16 protein-coding genes are annotated in these 16620 nt (G+C 67.0%); 13 read left to right on the top strand and 3 right to left on the bottom strand.

Going from position 1 to position 16620, the window contains the following annotated elements:
• Positions 1-13: 13 nt before the first annotated feature.
• The gene (locus GO999_RS13180) at positions 14-865 is read right to left on the bottom strand and encodes a symmetrical bis(5'-nucleosyl)-tetraphosphatase (RefSeq protein ID WP_028860261.1); all 852 of its coding nucleotides are present in this window, start codon (positions 863-865) and stop codon (positions 14-16) included.
• A gap of 211 nt (positions 866-1076) precedes the next feature.
• Between GO999_RS13180 and rfbB the strand changes: the two genes are divergently transcribed.
• From rfbB to GO999_RS13115, 13 genes are all read left to right on the top strand, one after another.
• Complete coding sequence (gene rfbB / locus GO999_RS13175; protein ID WP_016723438.1) at positions 1077-2141, top strand: dTDP-glucose 4,6-dehydratase; 1065 nt, start codon at positions 1077-1079, stop codon at positions 2139-2141.
• A complete protein-coding gene (gene rfbD / locus GO999_RS13170) occupies positions 2131-3048 on the top strand; it encodes a dTDP-4-dehydrorhamnose reductase (RefSeq protein WP_016727105.1) in 918 nt (305 codons plus the stop codon). The genes rfbB and rfbD overlap by 11 nt, the downstream gene beginning before the upstream one ends.
• A gap of 10 nt (positions 3049-3058) precedes the next feature.
• Positions 3059-3937, top strand: a complete 879-nt coding sequence (gene rfbA, locus GO999_RS13165; protein WP_011000639.1) for a glucose-1-phosphate thymidylyltransferase RfbA — start codon at positions 3059-3061, stop codon at positions 3935-3937.
• On the top strand, positions 3934-4485 hold the full coding sequence (gene rfbC / locus GO999_RS13160; protein WP_011000640.1) for a dTDP-4-dehydrorhamnose 3,5-epimerase: 552 nt from the start codon (positions 3934-3936) through the stop codon (positions 4483-4485). Before rfbA ends, rfbC begins: the two co-directional genes overlap by 4 nt.
• A gap of 160 nt (positions 4486-4645) precedes the next feature.
• Complete coding sequence (locus tag GO999_RS13155; protein WP_165591579.1) at positions 4646-5914, top strand: lipopolysaccharide biosynthesis protein; 1269 nt, start codon at positions 4646-4648, stop codon at positions 5912-5914.
• Positions 5915-5952: 38 nt separating this feature from the next.
• The gene (locus tag GO999_RS13150) at positions 5953-6882 is read left to right on the top strand and encodes a glycosyltransferase family 2 protein (RefSeq protein WP_197360571.1); all 930 of its coding nucleotides are present in this window, start codon (positions 5953-5955) and stop codon (positions 6880-6882) included.
• Between the two features lie 294 nt (positions 6883-7176).
• A complete protein-coding gene (locus GO999_RS13145; protein ID WP_016723434.1) occupies positions 7177-8004 on the top strand; it encodes a glycosyltransferase family 2 protein in 828 nt (275 codons plus the stop codon).
• A gap of 22 nt (positions 8005-8026) precedes the next feature.
• Entirely contained in the window at positions 8027-9148 is a 1122-nt protein-coding gene (locus GO999_RS13140; RefSeq protein ID WP_011000644.1) for an MraY family glycosyltransferase, read from the top strand.
• Complete coding sequence (locus tag GO999_RS13135; RefSeq protein WP_016723433.1) at positions 9141-10043, top strand: chain-length determining protein; 903 nt, start codon at positions 9141-9143, stop codon at positions 10041-10043. Before GO999_RS13140 ends, GO999_RS13135 begins: the two co-directional genes overlap by 8 nt.
• A gap of 80 nt (positions 10044-10123) precedes the next feature.
• A complete protein-coding gene (locus GO999_RS13130; protein WP_019717643.1) occupies positions 10124-11509 on the top strand; it encodes a phosphomannomutase/phosphoglucomutase in 1386 nt (461 codons plus the stop codon).
• A gap of 41 nt (positions 11510-11550) precedes the next feature.
• Entirely contained in the window at positions 11551-12549 is a 999-nt protein-coding gene (gene waaC, locus GO999_RS13125; RefSeq protein WP_016723431.1) for a lipopolysaccharide heptosyltransferase I, read from the top strand.
• Complete coding sequence (waaA, locus tag GO999_RS13120; RefSeq protein WP_023470314.1) at positions 12549-13865, top strand: lipid IV(A) 3-deoxy-D-manno-octulosonic acid transferase; 1317 nt, start codon at positions 12549-12551, stop codon at positions 13863-13865. Before waaC ends, waaA begins: the two co-directional genes overlap by 1 nt.
• A 126-nt stretch (positions 13866-13991) precedes the next feature.
• Complete coding sequence (locus tag GO999_RS13115) at positions 13992-14732, top strand: META domain-containing protein (protein ID WP_011000649.1); 741 nt, start codon at positions 13992-13994, stop codon at positions 14730-14732.
• Between the two features lie 8 nt (positions 14733-14740).
• Here GO999_RS13115 and GO999_RS13110 read toward each other — a convergent pair whose 3' ends face one another.
• Both GO999_RS13110 and GO999_RS13105 read right to left on the bottom strand, forming a co-directional pair.
• Positions 14741-16195, bottom strand: coding sequence for a TolC family outer membrane protein (locus GO999_RS13110; protein WP_211906296.1), 1455 nt, complete (start codon positions 16193-16195; stop codon positions 14741-14743).
• A gap of 69 nt (positions 16196-16264) precedes the next feature.
• Positions 16265-16597: a rhodanese-like domain-containing protein gene (locus GO999_RS13105; protein ID WP_011000651.1), complete on the bottom strand. Its 333-nt coding sequence runs from the start codon at positions 16595-16597 to the stop codon at positions 16265-16267.
• Positions 16598-16620: the final 23 nt, after the last annotated feature.

The following is a 16620-nucleotide window of genomic DNA, read 5'->3' as shown; positions in this document are numbered from 1 at the left end:
GCCGGATTCCGCCCTACTTCTTGTGGGCGAGCGGGTCCTGGGCCTGCTCGCAGGCGACCTGGATCACCTCGCGGCCGGCCGGGGCCAGCGTCATGCGCGCGGCGGTCAGCTTGCCGCCCCATACACAGCCGGTGTCCAGGCCCAGCAGGTCATCCCGCATCACTAGTCCGCGCGTCGACCAGTGGCCGAAGGCGATCGGCGTGCCGCGCGTGCGGCGGCCGGGGACGTCGAACCACGGCACGTGGCCGTCCGGCGCGCCGTCGGCATCGGTGGTCTCGAACTCCATGGCGCCGTCCGGCGTGCAGAAGCGCAGGCGGGTCAGGGCGTTGATCGTCAGTCGCAGGCGGTCGATGCCGATAAGATCGCTGCTCCACTTGGCGGGCTGATTGCCGAAGGCATCGGTCAGGAACGTCTTCCAGTGCGGGCTGCGCAGTTCGCGCTCGACCGCGCCGGCCAGCTCCAGCACATCGCCCGTCGTCCACTGAGGCAGCACGCCGGCATGGACCATCAGGAAACCGTTCTCGAAGATCGCCAGCGGCTGGTGCCGCAGCCAGTGGATCAGCGCATCGCAGTCGGGGGCGCCGAGGATGTCGTCGAGGGTGTCCCGCTTGCCCGGCTTGCGCACGCCGGCGGCGACCGCCAGCAGGTGGATGTCGTGGTTGCCCAACACCGCGCGGGCCCGTCCGCCCTCGCACAGCATGATGACCCGTCGCAGCGTGCCGAGCGAATCCGGCCCGCGGTTGACCAGGTCGCCGACGAAGCGCAGCGGGGCGTTGGCCGGCAGTGCGGTCAGCAGGGTCTGGAGGGGAGAGCAGCAGCCTTGGAGATCGCCGATGGCGTGAGGAGGGATCGACGCGACTGTCATGTGTGTTGTGGATCACTCATTGCAACGGGTTGGGACGGTGGCGTCTCAACTGTTACAACGCGCTACAAAAAGATCGACCGTATTGGCAGGGCTTACCCTGGGGTCGGATAGAATACGCCACTTCTCAACATACTCAACGATTCCGCCGCCCTCGCGGGCGTACCGAGCGGACCAGGCGCGTGCCAACGGCGCGCGACAAGGAGCAGAGCGTTTGTCCCATATCCTCGTAACCGGTGGCGCCGGCTTCATCGGCGGCAACTTTGTCCTGAACTGGCTGGCCAATCCTGGCGCGGACGGCGTTGTCAACGTCGATAAGCTGACCTACGCCGGCAATCGCAAGACGCTGGCCGCCATCGAGCATGACCCGCGCCACATCTTCTCCCAGACGGATATCTGCGACCGTGCGGCGCTCGACAGCCTGTTCGCCCAGCACAAGCCGCGCGCGGTGGTCCACTTCGCCGCGGAGAGCCACGTGGATCGCTCCATCCACGGCCCGGCCGAATTCATCCAGACCAACATCGTCGGCACCTTCACGCTGCTGGAAGCCGCGCGCGCCTACTGGGGCGGGCTCGATGCCGACGCCAAGGCCGCGTTCCGCTTCCTGCACGTCTCGACCGACGAGGTTTTCGGCTCGCTCAGCGCCACCGATCCGCAATTTTCGGAAACCACGCCGTACGCGCCCAACAGCCCGTACTCGGCATCCAAGGCCGCCTCGGATCACCTGGTGCGCGCTTATCACCACACCTACGGGCTGCCGGTCCTGACGACCAACTGCTCCAACAACTACGGCCCCTACCATTTCCCGGAAAAGCTGATTCCGCTGATGATCACCAATGCACTCAGCGGCAAGCCGCTGCCGGTGTACGGTGATGGGCAGAACGTGCGCGACTGGCTCTACGTGGGCGACCACTGCGCCGCCATCCGCGAGGTGCTTGCGCGTGGCCGTCTGGGCGAGACCTACAACGTCGGCGGCTGGAACGAGAAGACCAACCTCGAGGTCGTGTACACGCTGTGCGACCTGCTCGACGAACTGAAGCCGAAGGCAACGGGCTCCTACCGCGACCAGATCGCGTTCGTGAAAGACCGGCCGGGCCACGACCGCCGCTACGCCATCGACGCCCGCAAGCTCGAGCGCGAACTCGGCTGGAAGCCCGCCGAGACCTTCGAGACCGGCCTGCGCAAGACCGTCCAGTGGTACCTGGACAATCAGGTGTGGGTGCAGGACGTGGTCTCGGGCGAATACCGGAACTGGGTCGCGAAGCAGTATGCAGCATAAGGCGCACCCTGTTCCGAAGCTGCTGGTCACGGGAAGCAACGGCCAGGTCGGCTTTGAGCTGCGCCGCAGCCTGGCGCCCCTGGGCGAGGTGATCGCGCTGGACCGGGCCGCCTGCGACCTGACCCGGCCCGATGCGCTGCGCCGGCTGGTGCGCGAGCATCGCCCCGACGTGATCGTCAACCCGGCGGCCTACACTGCTGTCGACAAGGCCGAGACCGATGCCGAAACGGCATTCGCCGTCAACGGCATGGCGGCCGGTGTCCTGGCCGAGGAAGCCCGCGCGCTGGGCAGCCTGCTGGTGCACTACAGCACCGATTACGTTTTCGACGGCAGCAAGGCCGCCGCCTACGTCGAGACCGATGCGGTCAACCCGCAGTCCGTCTACGGCAAGAGCAAGCTCGCGGGCGAGCAGGCGATCGCTGCCTCGGGCGCGGCGGCGCTGGTGCTGCGTACCTGCTGGGTGGCCGGCGCGCACGGCGGCAATTTCGCCAAGACGATGCTCAAGCTGGGCCGCGAGCGGGACAGCCTGCGCGTGATCGCCGACCAGTTCGGCGCGCCCACCACGGCCGCGCTGATCGCCGACGTGACCGCGCAGATCGTCGCGCGCTTCTGGCTGTCGGGCGATCGCGCCGCCTTTCCGGGCGGCCTGTATCACCTGGCCGCGGCGGGCGAGACGACCTGGCACGGCTATGCCACGGCCGTGCTGCGCTATGCCAAGGCGCGCGGACTGGAGCTGAAGGTCGACCCCGAGCGCATCGAAGCCATTCCGGCGACGGCGTATCCGCTGCCCGCGCCGCGGCCCGCCAACTCCCGCATGGACACCGGCAAGCTCACTGAAACGTTCGGCATCCACCTGCCGGACTGGCAGCAGGGTGTCCATCTCCTGCTGGACCAGATCTTTTCCTGAACGAATCGCCATGCGTAAAGGCATTATCCTGGCCGGAGGCTCCGGCACGCGACTCTATCCGATCACCCGCTCGGTTTCGAAGCAGCTGCTGCCGGTGTACGACAAGCCGATGATCTACTATCCGCTGTCCACGCTGATGCTGGCGGGGATTCGCGACATCCTGATCATCTCCACGCCGGAAGACACGCCGCGCTTCACCGACATGCTCGGCGACGGCAGCAAGTGGGGGATCAACCTGCAGTACGCGGTGCAGCCTTCGCCGGATGGGCTGGCGCAGGCGTTCATCATCGGGCGTGACTTCGTCGGCAACGATCCGTCGACGCTGATCCTCGGCGACAACATCTTCCACGGCCACGACCTCGTGGCCCAGCTGACGCGTTCGGCCGAGCAGCAGGCGGGCGCCACCGTCTTCGCCTATCACGTCCACGATCCGGAGCGCTACGGCGTGGTCGAGTTCGACCAGAACTTCCGTGCGCTCTCCCTGGAGGAGAAGCCGGCCAAGCCGCGTTCGCACTACGCCGTCACCGGGCTGTACTTCTACGACAACCAGGTGTGCGACATCGCCGCCGACATCAAGCCGTCGGCTCGCGGCGAGCTCGAGATCACGGACGTCAACAAGCACTACCTGGCGCAGGGCCAGCTCGACGTCGAGATCATGGGCCGCGGCTATGCCTGGCTCGACACCGGCACGCACGATTCGCTGCTGGAAGCGGCGATGTTCATCGCGACACTGCAGAACCGGCAGGGGCTGATGGTGGCCTGCCCCGAAGAGATCGCGTACCGCAATCGCTGGATCAGCGCCGAGCAGGTTGCCGCGCTGGCCAAGCCGCTGAGCAAGAATGGCTACGGCCAGTATCTGCAGCACATCATTTCGGAAACCGTCAAATGAACCTGAACGTCGTTCCCACCGCCATTCCGGAGGTCCTGATCCTCGAGCCGAAAGTGTTTGGCGACGACCGGGGCTTCTTCTTCGAGAGCTTCAACGCGCGTGCCTTCGAGCAGGTCACGGGCGTCAAGCGGACCTTCGTTCAGGACAACCATTCGCGCTCGGCCCGCAATGTGCTGCGCGGCTTGCACTACCAGATCCAGCATCCGCAGGGAAAGCTGGTGCGCGTGACGGTCGGTGAAGTCTTCGATGTCGCGGTCGATCTGCGCAAGCGCTCGCCGACCTTCGGCAAGTGGGTCGGCGTGACGCTGTCGGCGGAGAACAAGCGCCAGCTGTGGGTGCCGGAAGGGTTTGCGCATGGCTTTGTCGTGACCTCCGACCACGCCGAGTTTCTGTACAAGACCACCGACTACTGGTACGCCGAACACGAGCGCAGCATCGTCTGGAACGACCCGGATCTCGGCATCGAGTGGCCGGTCCAGGGCACGCCGGTCCTGGCGGCGAAAGATGCCGCCGGCGCGCGGTTTGCCAGCGCGGACTTGTTCGACTGAGGAACGTCCGTCCGTCCCGGTCTCGAGCCGCTGCCTGCCTGCCGGCATGGCGCCGGATGGCGCGCGGGCTAAACATCGCGGGCGGTGTTTCCGGGAAGACCGGACCGGATCCGGGAACCGTCGTACAGGTGGGGGTTGCCTTGCCGTTGACACAGTGCACATGACAGGAACGCCCATTCAACGTACCGGTGTCGTCAGGACGCTCACCAATTCGAGCGTCGTCGTGCTCGAGCGGATCGCCCAGATCGGGGTGACGCTGGTCGCGACCCTGGTGATCGCGCGCACCTTCGGGCCGCAGACGTATGGCGTCTGGCAGGCCGCGCAGTCGATCTTCGCGGTGACGTCCGCGCTGTGCCTGATCGTGCCGGGCGAGGTCCTGCTGCCTCGCCTGAAGGCGACGAGCGATTGGGAGCGGCTGTCCGTCACGCTGTCGTCGGCGCTGGTCGCGCGCATCGCTTTCGGCGTGCTGATCCTGGTGGGCTACGGCGTCGCCCTGGTCGTCGCGCCGGCCGCGCTGCATGGCACGCTGGTCGTCGCGCTGATCCTGCAGGGCTCGATCGCCGTCACCGAGCCCGTGAACGGGCTGAGTTCGTGGTACCAGGCGCAGTTGAACAATGTGCCCGTGTCGCTGCGCCGCCTGGTGGGCCTGGCGCTGCGGCTCGGCATTTTTGTGCTGTGCATCGTGATGCTGGGCAGGCCGCCGCTGCCGCTGCTGGCGGCGGCCTGGCCGATCGAAGCGCTGGTCGCCGGCGTGCTCGTGACGGCGATGTTCCTGGCGTCCCACGGGGCATTCCGGTTCCGGTGGACCGCCACGGAGTTGTCGTCGCTGGTGCGCGCGGGGCTGCCGGTCTGGTGGGGGCTGCTGTTCTACGCCTTGTTCCTGAAGGCGGACCGGCTGCTGCTGCCCCATCGCATGGATCCGCAGGGTTTCGGTGTCTACGGGGCCGCGGCCCAACTGGTCGAAACCGCGGTCGGCATGGTGATTCTCGTCACCAACACGCTGATGCCGAGGCTGATCTATCACCGCGAGGACGGCCGGCTGGACCGCACGACCGCGGCGGGCCTGCTGGGCGCGATCGCGATCGCATGCGCGGTGACGTCGCTGCTGGCGCCGTTCATCATCCGCGTGCTGTTCGGTGCGGGTTTCACCGGCGCGGCGCCGATCCTGGCCATCGGCATCTGGCTGGCTGCCCTGGCAGCGATCGATACGCTGCTGACGGGTATCTTGATCCGGGAGCGGGCGTTCCGGGTGGTGCTGATCAAGTGGACGCTTGCCGCGGCCCTGCAGTACGCGATCATTGCCGAGCTGTTTCCGCATCTGGGGCTGGGCGCGGTGCTCATCGCCTATCTGTCGGGATATGGCGTGGCGCTGGGGCTCTCAGGGTATAGCCTGAATAGGTTGCACTCGCGTGCCGAGGCACGGGCGTAGCCGTGCGGGCCGCGGGCCAAAAGGAAGATGGATTTGAAATGCTGAAATCAGGTGCAATTTTCGTCACGTTCCGTCCGACGAACGAGCAGGTCGCTGCGATCGCCGCCACGGCGCGGCTGTTCGATGCCGTGATCGTGGTCGACAACTCGCCGGCGCCGGACGCGGCCCTGCGTCACCGCTTCAGTCTGCCGAACGTCCAGTTTCTGGAGAACGCAAACCGTGGCGGGATCGCGGGGGCGTTCAATCGCGGTGTCGAGGCGCTGCTGGCGAGCGGGATCGACCGGGTCTACTTCTTCGACCAGGATTCGGCGGTTCCGGCCGACTATCGCCAGCTCATGGACGAGGCGCTGGACGGCGCGCCCGAGGCCTGCATGATCGGGCCCAAGATCTATGACATCAACCTGCGCGCATTCTCGCCGCGCTACCTGGTGTCACGCTGGACGTATCGCGCGGATCCCATCCCCGAGTCGGCCAACGCGCTGATACCGTGCTCGTTCCTGATTTCGAGCGGCTCGGTGGCCACCAGGGCGGCGTTGACGGTGTGCGGTCCGTTCCGGGAAGACTATTTCATCGACGATGTCGATACGGAGTACTGCCTGCGCGCGGCCCAGCTGGGCGTCGGCGTGTTCATCAACCCGCGCGCCGTGCTGAACCACGCGATCGGCGAGCGCGAAGAGCACCGGTTCCTGGGCGTGCGGATCCGGCCGAGCCATCATGGCGCATTGCGCAGGTACTACCGTTGCCGGAACGGCATCAGCCTCAGCCTGCGGCATGCGCGGCATTCGCCCGCGTTTCTGATACATAACCAGAAGCGGCTGGCGCACGAGATCATCGGTGTGTTGCTCTATGAGCGGCGGAAGTGGAAGAAATTGACGGCGATCGGGGTCGGCATCATCCACGGCGTGATGAGCCGGCTGGGCGATCTCCGGGAAATCGCCCCGCGGTTCCATCAGTGGCTGGTGGGCTGAACGGGGCGGTTGGATTGGCGCGCCGCGCAGGCGGGTTGACGGGCGCCGCATTGCCGATCTCGCGTCGTATAGGGTGGTTTAGGCTTCGGTTGCGGGCCGGATCGGATGATCGGCCGCGGTGCATGGCATTTCGTCCTGCAGCCGATGTGCGTATTTCCTGTCTCTAAATGGATTTCCGTCTGGCGCCATCATTGATGTGAGTGCTTATTTATGACGTTTTCCGTGCGGACCGCCGGCGTGTGGCCTGGTGCCATTGCGGAGGCGAATGATGGTGGATCAGGCGGTTGGTAACTCATGACGAATATCACGGCATCGATTGTTCTGTATAACAATCCGATCGATCAGATCCGGCAGTGCATCGAGTCGATGCAGGCGGATACGCGCGTTCACGTGCTGCTGGTCGACAACTCCGAGAAAAAGGGCGGTTACGCCGGCCTGGCGGCAGACAACGTCGAAATCCTCGATGCGCCGGGCAATGTCGGCTTCGGCCGGGGGCACAATCTTGTCCTGGGCCGGCTGGCGGCGCTGCGCTCCGAGGTCCACCTGGTGGTGAACCCCGATATCGTGGTCAGTGCGGGTTGCGTGCGGGCGGTGGCGGACGTGCTGCTCCAGCGCAAGGACGTCACGCTGGTCGGGCCGCGCGTGGTGTCGCCGGACGGCGCGCTGTACCGGTCGTGCAAGCTCTTGCCGACGCCGTGGAACCTGTTTGCCAGGCGGTTCGCTCCGAGGCAGCTGTACGCCGCGGCCGATGCGCGCTATGAACTGGAGGCGTTCGGCTATGACCGCGAGTTGCGGCTCCATAACCTCTCGGGGGCCTTCCTGGCATTCCGGTCGGAGGCCTTCACCGCGTTGGGCGGGTTCGATCCCAGGTATTTCATGTATCTGGAGGATGTCGATATCTGTCGTCGGGCTGCGGGCCTGGGCGCGGTGATCTTCCTGCCGCAGGCCGAAGTCGTGCATGAGCATGGAAAGGGTTCCTACCGTTCGTGGCGACTGCTGCGCGAGCACATGCGCTCCGCGATTCTGTATTTCAACCGCTTCGGGTGGTTTGTCGATGCGGAGCGAAGGCTGTTGAACAGGGAAACTCTGGCGCGTGTGAACGATATGCGCTCGGTTGTTTGACGATAAAACTGCGCGCACTCCTATGCTTACATTGTCGGTGGCTTTTCTCGTATCGTTTGTCGTGACCCTGATGGTTATCCGGTATTCGAGCCTGCACGCCCACATTACAGCCGATTGGGATCTGCACGGCGTGCAGAAGTTCCATGCACGGCCCGTGCCCCGTATCGGCGGGCTCGGCATTGTGCTGGCGATGACCGCTGCCGCCGTGGCAGCCTGGGTACGCGATCCGCAGGTCGTGGGCCATCCGTTCCTGCTGCTGGTGGTCTGCGTCATGCCCGCCTTCATCGCCGGCTTCATCGAGGACATGACCAAGCGCGTCAGCCCCCGGGAGCGGCTGCTGGCGACCATGGCCGCCGCCCTGGTGGCGGTCTATCTGCTCAACGCCAAGATCGTGCGGATCGACATCCACCTGATCGACATGGCGTTGGCGATTCCCTTGATCTCCATTGCGATCACCACGGTTGCGGTGGCGGGCCTGGCCAATTCCATCAATATCATCGACGGCTTCAACGGGCTCGCTTCGATGGTGGCGATGATGATGTTCGTCTCGCTCGCCTATGTCGCGTTCCGCGTGGGCGATACCTTGATCCTGACGATCGCGTTCGCGATGATCGGGGCCATCCTCGGGTTCTTCATCTGGAATTTCCCGGCCGGGCACATTTTTCTCGGCGACGGCGGTGCCTATATGATCGGGTTCGTGCTGGCCGAGTGCAGCATTCTGCTGGTGCTGCGCAACGGCAGCGTTTCGGCGTGGTACCCGGTCCTGATGGTGATCTACCCGATTTTCGAGACGTTGTTCTCGATCTATCGGCGGCGCGTCCTGAAAGGGGTGCCGGCCGGATACCCGGATGGCGTGCATCTCCATACCCTGATCTACCAGCGTGTCATGCGCTGGGCCGTGGGCAGCAAGGACGAGCGGCATCGGCTGCGGCGCAATTCGATGACGTCACCGTACCTCTGGCTGCTGAGCCTGCTGGCGGTGCTGCCGGCGACGCTGTTTTGGAACAGCAAGATCGTCCTGCTGGTCTTTGTCGCGATTTTCATCTTCTTGTACGTGTGGCTGTACTGGCGCATCGTCCGGTTCCAGTCGCCGCGCTGGCTGATCATAAAAAAACACCATCACGTAAAGAAACACCATGAATAGTGATCCACGATTTGACGACGATCGTCCGGGCGATGCGGCGATTGTGATGCTGGCGCAGGGGGCGCAATTTGCCCAGCGCCATGCGAAGAAGCTGGTTGCGGGCGGGATGGCGGGAGCGGCGCTTGCCATTGGCTTGGCGCTTGTTTTGCCCAAGCAGTGGGAGGCCAGTGTTGTCATTCAGGTCGGGCAGATCACGAACGAGGCGATGCCCGGGACGCCGCTGCCCGCTCCCACTCCAGTGGAAACGGTGGGACGCGCCGTGGAGCGGTTGCAGCTGCCGCAATTCGAGGATCTCGTGCTGCGGAAATTGGGCCTGCCTCTCGAGGTCAACGAAAATGCCTCGACGGACCTGATCCGGCGCTCGCTCAAGGCGGTACAGCTGAAGAATGCCGACCTGATCGAAGTGACCGTGCGCGGGTTTTCCCAGGCAGATGCGCAACGCTATACGCAGGCGTTTTCCGACGCGCTGATCGGCGCGCACGCCGTGATCGCCAAGCCGTCGCTGGACAAGATCAACGCGAACATGGCTGAAGTGCGCCAGCAGATCTCGGCGGAGGAAGCCCGGAAGGGCGAGCTGTCGGCATTGATGCGTGCCCGTGACCAGGCGAAGAGCGAGGTGAAATTCTCGGAGAGCGTGCTGCTGGCGAGCATGGTCGCCGAGAACGACAAGCAACTCCAGGGGCTGCGGCAGCGCGAGATCAATATCCGGGAACAGCTCAATCCTGAGCGGACCTTCAATACGCGGCTGTTCGACGCCGTGCATGTCAGCCGGCGCCATGTGTTTCCGAGCGGCCTGCTGTTCGCGGCGGGCGGCCTGGTGCTGGGCTTGCTCGTGGCAATCGGCTGGGGCCTGACCGGGGACTTCCGCCGGGGCCGCCTCGGCAGCCGCAAGTGATGTGATGCGCCGTGCCCGACCCATGGTGGACGGGCACGCCTGCATTTTGATGATCGATGATTGAAACAGGGTGTGTGCCCATGCAAATTGACCCCTCCATCTTCAAGGCCTATGACATTCGCGGCATCGTCGGCAAGAACGTCGACCGTGAAACCGCGCGGCTGATCGGCCGGGCCTTCGGTTCGGCGGCCCGCGCCAAGGGCGAGGCCGCGGTGGTGATCGGCCGCGACGGCCGCCTGTCCGGTCCGGATCTCGTGGGCGGCCTGGCCGAAGGCCTGCGCCAGAGCGGCGTGGACGTGATCGACCTCGGGCTGGTGGCCACGCCGATGGTCTACTTCGGCACCAACATCGAGCTGGCCGGCCGTCGCGCCACGTCCGGCGTGATGGTCACCGGCAGCCACAACCCGCCCGACTACAACGGCTTCAAGATGGTGCTGGCAGGCCAGGCCATCTACGGCGAGCAGATCCAGGCGCTGCGCCAGCGCATCGAGCAGGGTGACTTCACCGAGGGCGCCGGTGCATATGTCCAGGTGGATGTGCGGCAGCAGTACATCGACCGCATCGTCTCCGACGTCAAGATGGCGCGGCCGATGAAGATCGCGGTGGACTGCGGCAACGGCGTGGCGGGCGCTTTCGCGCCGGCGCTGTTCCGCGCCATGGGCTGCGAGGTGACGGAGCTGTTCTGCGAGGTGGACGGCCATTTCCCGAACCACCACCCGGATCCGGCCCACGTCGAGAACCTGCAGGATCTCGTGCGCACGCTGCAGACGACCGACTGCGAGCTCGGCCTCGCCTTCGACGGCGACGGTGATCGCCTGGGCGTGGTCACCAAGGATGGCCAGGTGATCTTCCCGGACCGCCAACTGATGCTGTTCGCGCAGGAGGTGCTGTCGCGCAACCCGGGCGGCGAGATCATCTTCGACGTAAAGTGCACCGGCAAGCTGGCGCCGTTCATCCGCGAACATGGCGGCAAGGCCACGATGTGGAAGACGGGACACTCGCTGGTCAAGGCCAAGCTGAAGGAAACCGGCGCGCCGCTGGCCGGCGAGATGAGCGGCCATATCTTCTTCAAGGACCGCTGGTACGGCTTCGACGACGGTCTCTACACCGGCGCGCGCCTGCTGGAGATCGTGTCGCGCCACGCCGATCCGAGCGCCGTGCTGAACGCGCTGCCGAATTCGCACTGCACGCCCGAGCTGCAGCTCAAGTGCGCCGAGGGCGAGCCGTTCGCGCTGCTCGACAGGATCAAGGCGAACGCGACCTTCGATGGCGCGAAGGAAGTGAACCGCATCGACGGCGTGCGCGTGGAGTATGCCGATGGCTTCGGCCTGGCGCGTCCGTCCAACACCACGCCGGTGGTGGTGATGCGCTTCGAGGCTGACAACGATGCCGCCATGGCGCGCATCCAGGGCGAATTTCGCCGCGTGATCCTGGCCGAGAAGCCGGACGCGAAGCTGCCGTTCTGATCCGCATTGCCGATGCAGATTCGCGGGAAAGGGATGGCGGCATGCGGGTGCTGATCGTCAAGGTGTCGTCGCTTGGCGATGTGGTGCACTGCACGCCGGTGGTGGCGGACATCCTGCGCGCGCATCCTGGCGCCGAGATCGACTGGGTTGTCGAGGAAGGGTTCGCGGGCATCGTGCGCATCGTGCGCGGGGTGCAGGACGTGATCCCGTTTGCGCTGCGGCGCTGGCGCAAGTCGCTGGCGTCCGGCGCGACTTGGGGCGAGATGGCGGCATTCCGCCGGGCCCTGCGCGCCAAGCCGTACGACGTGGTGCTCGACACGCAGGGCCTGATCAAGACCGCGCTGGTCGCCGCGCAGGCCCGCCTGGCGCCGAACGGGTTTGTCGCCGGGCTGGGCAATCGCACCGACGGCGCAGGCTACGAGCCGCTGGCTCGGCTGTTCTACCAGCGCGAGGTCCACATGGAGCCGCGCGTGCACGTGGTCGAGCGCTCGCGCCGCATGGTGGCGGAGGCCCTCGGTTACGCCGTCCCCGAGACGATCGACTTCGGCCTGCAGCCGCCGGCCAGCCTGCCGTTCGCGCTGCCGCGCCCATATGTGGCGCTGGTGCATGCCACCTCGCGCGCCGACAAGGGCTGGCCGCAGGATGCCTGGGTCGATGTCGCCCGCGCGCTGCTGGCCCGCGATTACGCCCTGGCGCTGCCCTGGGGCAGCGAAACCGAGCGCCGCACCAGCGAGGCCATCCGCGAAGCCATCGTGGCCGCGGTACCGGGCACACTCGGGCGGATCGTGATCCCGCCGCGCATGTCGCTGCCCGACGTGACCGCCTTCCTCGACCAGTCGACCGCGGTGGTCGGGGTCGACACCGGCCTGGTGCACATCGCCGCGGCGATGTGCAAGCCGACCGTGGCGCTCTACAACTTTTCCACGTCGTGGCGCACCGGCGGCTACTGGACGCCCAAGGTCCACGACCTCGGCAGCGCCGAGGCCCATCCGACCAGCGCGCAGGCGCTCGAAGCGCTGCGCGCGCTGGGTGTGCTCTGATGCTGCGCATTGCCTATCGCCTGCTGTGGCGTGCGCTGCTGCCGTTTGCGCTGCTGCGCCTGTGGTGGCGCGGCCGCAAGGAACCCGGCTATCGCCAGCACGTGGGCGAGCGGCTGGGCTTCTATCGGCCGCGCGCCAATCCCGATCACCCGCTGCTGTGGGTGCACGCGGTGTCGGTCGGCGAGACGCGCGCGGCGCAGCCGCTGATCGATGCGCTGCTGGCGCGCTTCCCGCAGCACGACGTGCTGCTGACCCACATGACACCGACCGGCCGCCGCACGGGTGCCGAATTCGCGGCACAGCGCAACGGCCGCGTGATCCAGGCCTATCTGCCCTACGATCTGGCGGGTGCCGTCGACCGCTTCCTCCGTCATTTCCAGCCGCGCCTCGGCCTGCTGATGGAGACCGAGATCTGGCCGGTGCTGATCGAACGTGCCCACCATGCCGGCGTGCCGATGGTGCTGGTCAATGGGCGGCTGTCCGAGCGCAGTCATCGGCGCACCGCACGGCTGGGCCAGGCCGCGCGCGAGACCTATGCGCAGCTCGCCGCGGTGCTCGCCCAGACCCCGGACGACGCCGACCGCTATCGTTCGCTCGGCGTGCCGCGCGTGCGCGTGACCGGCAACCTGAAGTTCGATATCACGCCGCATGTCGACCAGATCATGATGGGCCGTGCGTTGCGCGATGCGCTGTGCGGGCGCGCCGTCTGGGTGGCCGCCAGCACGCGCGAAGGCGAGGAGCCCCTGCTGCTCGATGCGTGGCATGCGCATCGCGCGCAGCATGCGGGCCGCCGGCATCCGCTGCTGATCCTGGTGCCGCGCCATCCCCAGCGCTTTGACGAAGTGGCGCAGCTCGCGGGGCTCAAGGGCTTGCGCGTCGCGCGTCGCAGTGCCCTGTCGCTGTCGGCGGCCGAAGCGCCCGATGCGGCCGGTGTGCTGGATGCGGACATCCTGCTGGGCGATTCGATGGGCGAAATGGCGCTGTACTACGCCGCCGCGCAGGCCGCATTCATCGGCGGCAGCCTGCTGCCGATGGGCGGACAGAACCTGATCGAGGCCTGTGCGGTCGGGACCCCCGTCGTGATCGGTCCGCATACCTTCAATTTCGCGCAGGCCACGCGCGATGCCGTGGCGGCGGGCGCATGCGTGCAGGTGGAGGATGCCGCCTGCGCCGTGCGCGTGATCGACCAGTGGCTGTCCGATGCCGATGCGCGCGAGGCCGCATCGCGTGCCGCGCTGGCATTCGCCGCGACCCACGGCGGCGCCACGGCACGCACGGTGGAGGCGGTGGCGTCGCTGGTGCTGCCGTCGCTCTAGGCGGCGGGCGCAGGCGCGCGTGCCGCCGCGTGGCACGCGCGCCTGCGAACTCAACGCGCGCGCGGCAGACTAACCGGGTTTCGCGCAGTCCGCTTTCTGCTTTCCGCCTCTGTTTCCGACACGTTCATGTCTCGCCCCGATCGTTCCAAGCCCAGTCTGCTGCAGACGCCGCGCCGCGTGGTGCTGGCCGCGGCAGCCCTGGCCGCGCTGACGGCCGCCACCATCATCGGCGCCGGCTGCATGACGACACCCAAGGCAACCACGCCGGTTGCACCGGTCGCACGCAGCGATGCGGCATCGGTCCCCGTCGCCGTTGTCGCTGCTTCTGCTGTTTCTGGTGTTTCCGGTGCGGTCGTGCCGGCCTCGACGCCAACCCCGGCCCCGGCATCGGCCGCTCCCAATCCCGGACAGGCTTCGCTGACGCAGGCGCAGGGCGAGGGACGTTCGCGCTTCGTCCTGGTGCGCTGGCAGGAGCCCGGTGCCGCGCCGAAAGAGCTGCCTCCGGCCGAAGGCGATGGCGAGGATCCGTCGAACCCGCCCATCTCGATCGAATTCAGTGCCGGCCTGGAAGCCGCCAGCGGCGTGGCCTCGGGCTATTCCGGCTGCAACCGCTTCACCGGGCCGTACGAGAAACTCGTGTCGGGCATGCGCTTTGGCGCGCTGGTGTCGACGCGCGTGGCCTGCGATCCGGCGCGCATGCAGCTGGAGAACGATTTCCTGGAGGCGTTGAAGTCGCCGCTGGCGACGGTGGGCATGCAGCCTTCGTCCGCCGGCGCACAGGGCCGCCAGGTGATCTGGAAGACCGCCGGCGGTGCACTGCTGCAATTCGCCGAGCACCCGCTGCCGCCGCGCGGGCAGCCGCACTGACGCGCGGGTCAGCGCTTGGCGTTGGCGGCCGGGGCGGCGGGCTTGGCCCGTGCCGCCGGCCGGGGCAGGGCGGTCAGATCTTCCGAGGCGTTGGCGGTCAGCAGCGTGTTGACCTGCACCATGTCCGCCTCGCTCAGCGAGCCGGCGGCGGACTTCAGGCGCAGGCCATTGACGATGGTGTCGTAGCGCGCGCGTGCCAGATCGCGCCGGGCCGAGAACAGCTGTGCCTGCGCGTTGAGCACGTCGGTGCCGATGCGCACCCCCACGCCGTAGGCGAGCTGGTTCGAATCATAGGCCGTGCGCGCCGATACCTCGGCCGCTTCCAGCGCTTTCACCTGCGCGAGCCCCGCGATCACGCCGATATAGGCTTGCCGCGCGCCCTGCTCGACGGTACGGCGGGCGTACTCGAGGTCGCTCGCGGCCTTGGTTTCCAGCGCGATGCTCTCGCGCACGCGTGACTGGATCGCACCGCCCGCATAGAGGGGAATCGAGACCTGCACGCCGATCTGCGAGCTGTCGAAGCGTGCGCCGCCCGGCAGGGACGGCAGGTACTGGTTGCCGCTGGCGTTGGTGTGGCCGGTCTGCGCGACCAGGTCGACGGAGGGCAGGTGCCCGGCCGAGGCCTTCTTCACGTCGTGCTCGGCGTTCTGCAGGTTGTACTGGGCCAGCGCCACCTGCGGGTTGCTGCCGCGGGCCTGTTCCACCCAGCGTTCCGGCGCCGCGGGCTCGGGCTGCGGCAACGCGACCCCCGTGCGCACGCCCGCCAGCTTGCCGACCGGCTCGCCGGTGATCTGCCTGAGCGCGGACTGCTTGACCTCGAAGTCGCTGCGGGCGGCGATGACGGTGGCGTCGATCGCATCGCGCCGGGCCTGGGCATCGTTGGCGTCGGTGATGTTGGCGTTGCCGACATCGAAGTTGCGGCGTGCCTGCTCGTACTGCTGCTGGATGGCATCGCGCTGCGCAAGGACCAGTTGCAGCGTGTCCTGGGCGTTGAGCGCGTCGAAGTAAGTCTGCGCCGTGCGCGTGATCAGGTCCTGCTGCGCCTGCGCCAGGTTGGCTTCCGAGGCGGCGGCGGCGATCTCGCCCTGCTTGTAGGTTTCCCAGCGGTCCCAGCGGAACAGCGGCTGCGACAGCGATAGCGTCCAGCCTGTCGACGAGAAGGTCTTGTTGAATTCGGCAGGCGCGGTCTGATCGAAGATGATGCGCGTCGAACTCCAGGCGGCGCCGATCTGCGGCAGCAGGCCGGAGCGGCCCTGTGTCAGCTTCTCGTGCTGCGCGACGGATTGCGCGCGCGCGGCGGCAAATTGCGGATCATTGGCGAGCGCGGCGCGGTAGGCCGACAGCAGGTCGGTCGTCGGCGCATCGGCCTGGGCCCAGGCCAGCATCGGCGCCATCGACCAGCACAACACAATAAGCGAACCGCGCGCGGCCATCCGCGCACGGCTACTGCGAGCAACAGTCATAAAGCCCCCGGACGAGGAAACGTCGGAAGGCAGCGCAGGCAGAGCGGGCCGCCCGCGCGGCTTCCCCTGTCAGTACGTCGCCATCTGCGGATCGACCTGGCGAGCCCAGGCGTCGACGCCGCCTTGCAGGTTGTACACACGCGCCGGATCGAAGCCGGCACGCATGATCAGGAACTGCGCCACCTGCATGCTGCGGCCACCGTGGTGGCAGATACAGACGATGTCCTGCTCGGCATCCAGCTCGGCTGCGCGATGCGGAATCTCGCCCATCGGGATGTGCGTGATGCCGGGCAGGGCGCAAATCTGCACCTCGCCTGTCTCGCGTACGTCGAGCAGGACGGGCTGCGCGCGCGAGGCGTCGGCGAGCCATTGGGCGAGGGCGGTCGGAACGAGCTGTTGCATGATTGGGGAAGGCGCGATGGCGC

Origin of the sequence: Ralstonia nicotianae (assembly GCF_018243235.1) — a bacterium.
Taxonomy (GTDB): domain Bacteria; phylum Pseudomonadota; class Gammaproteobacteria; order Burkholderiales; family Burkholderiaceae; genus Ralstonia; species Ralstonia nicotianae.
Note: the sequence above shows the minus strand (reverse complement) of the source record. Positions and strands in the feature narration are given on the sequence as shown.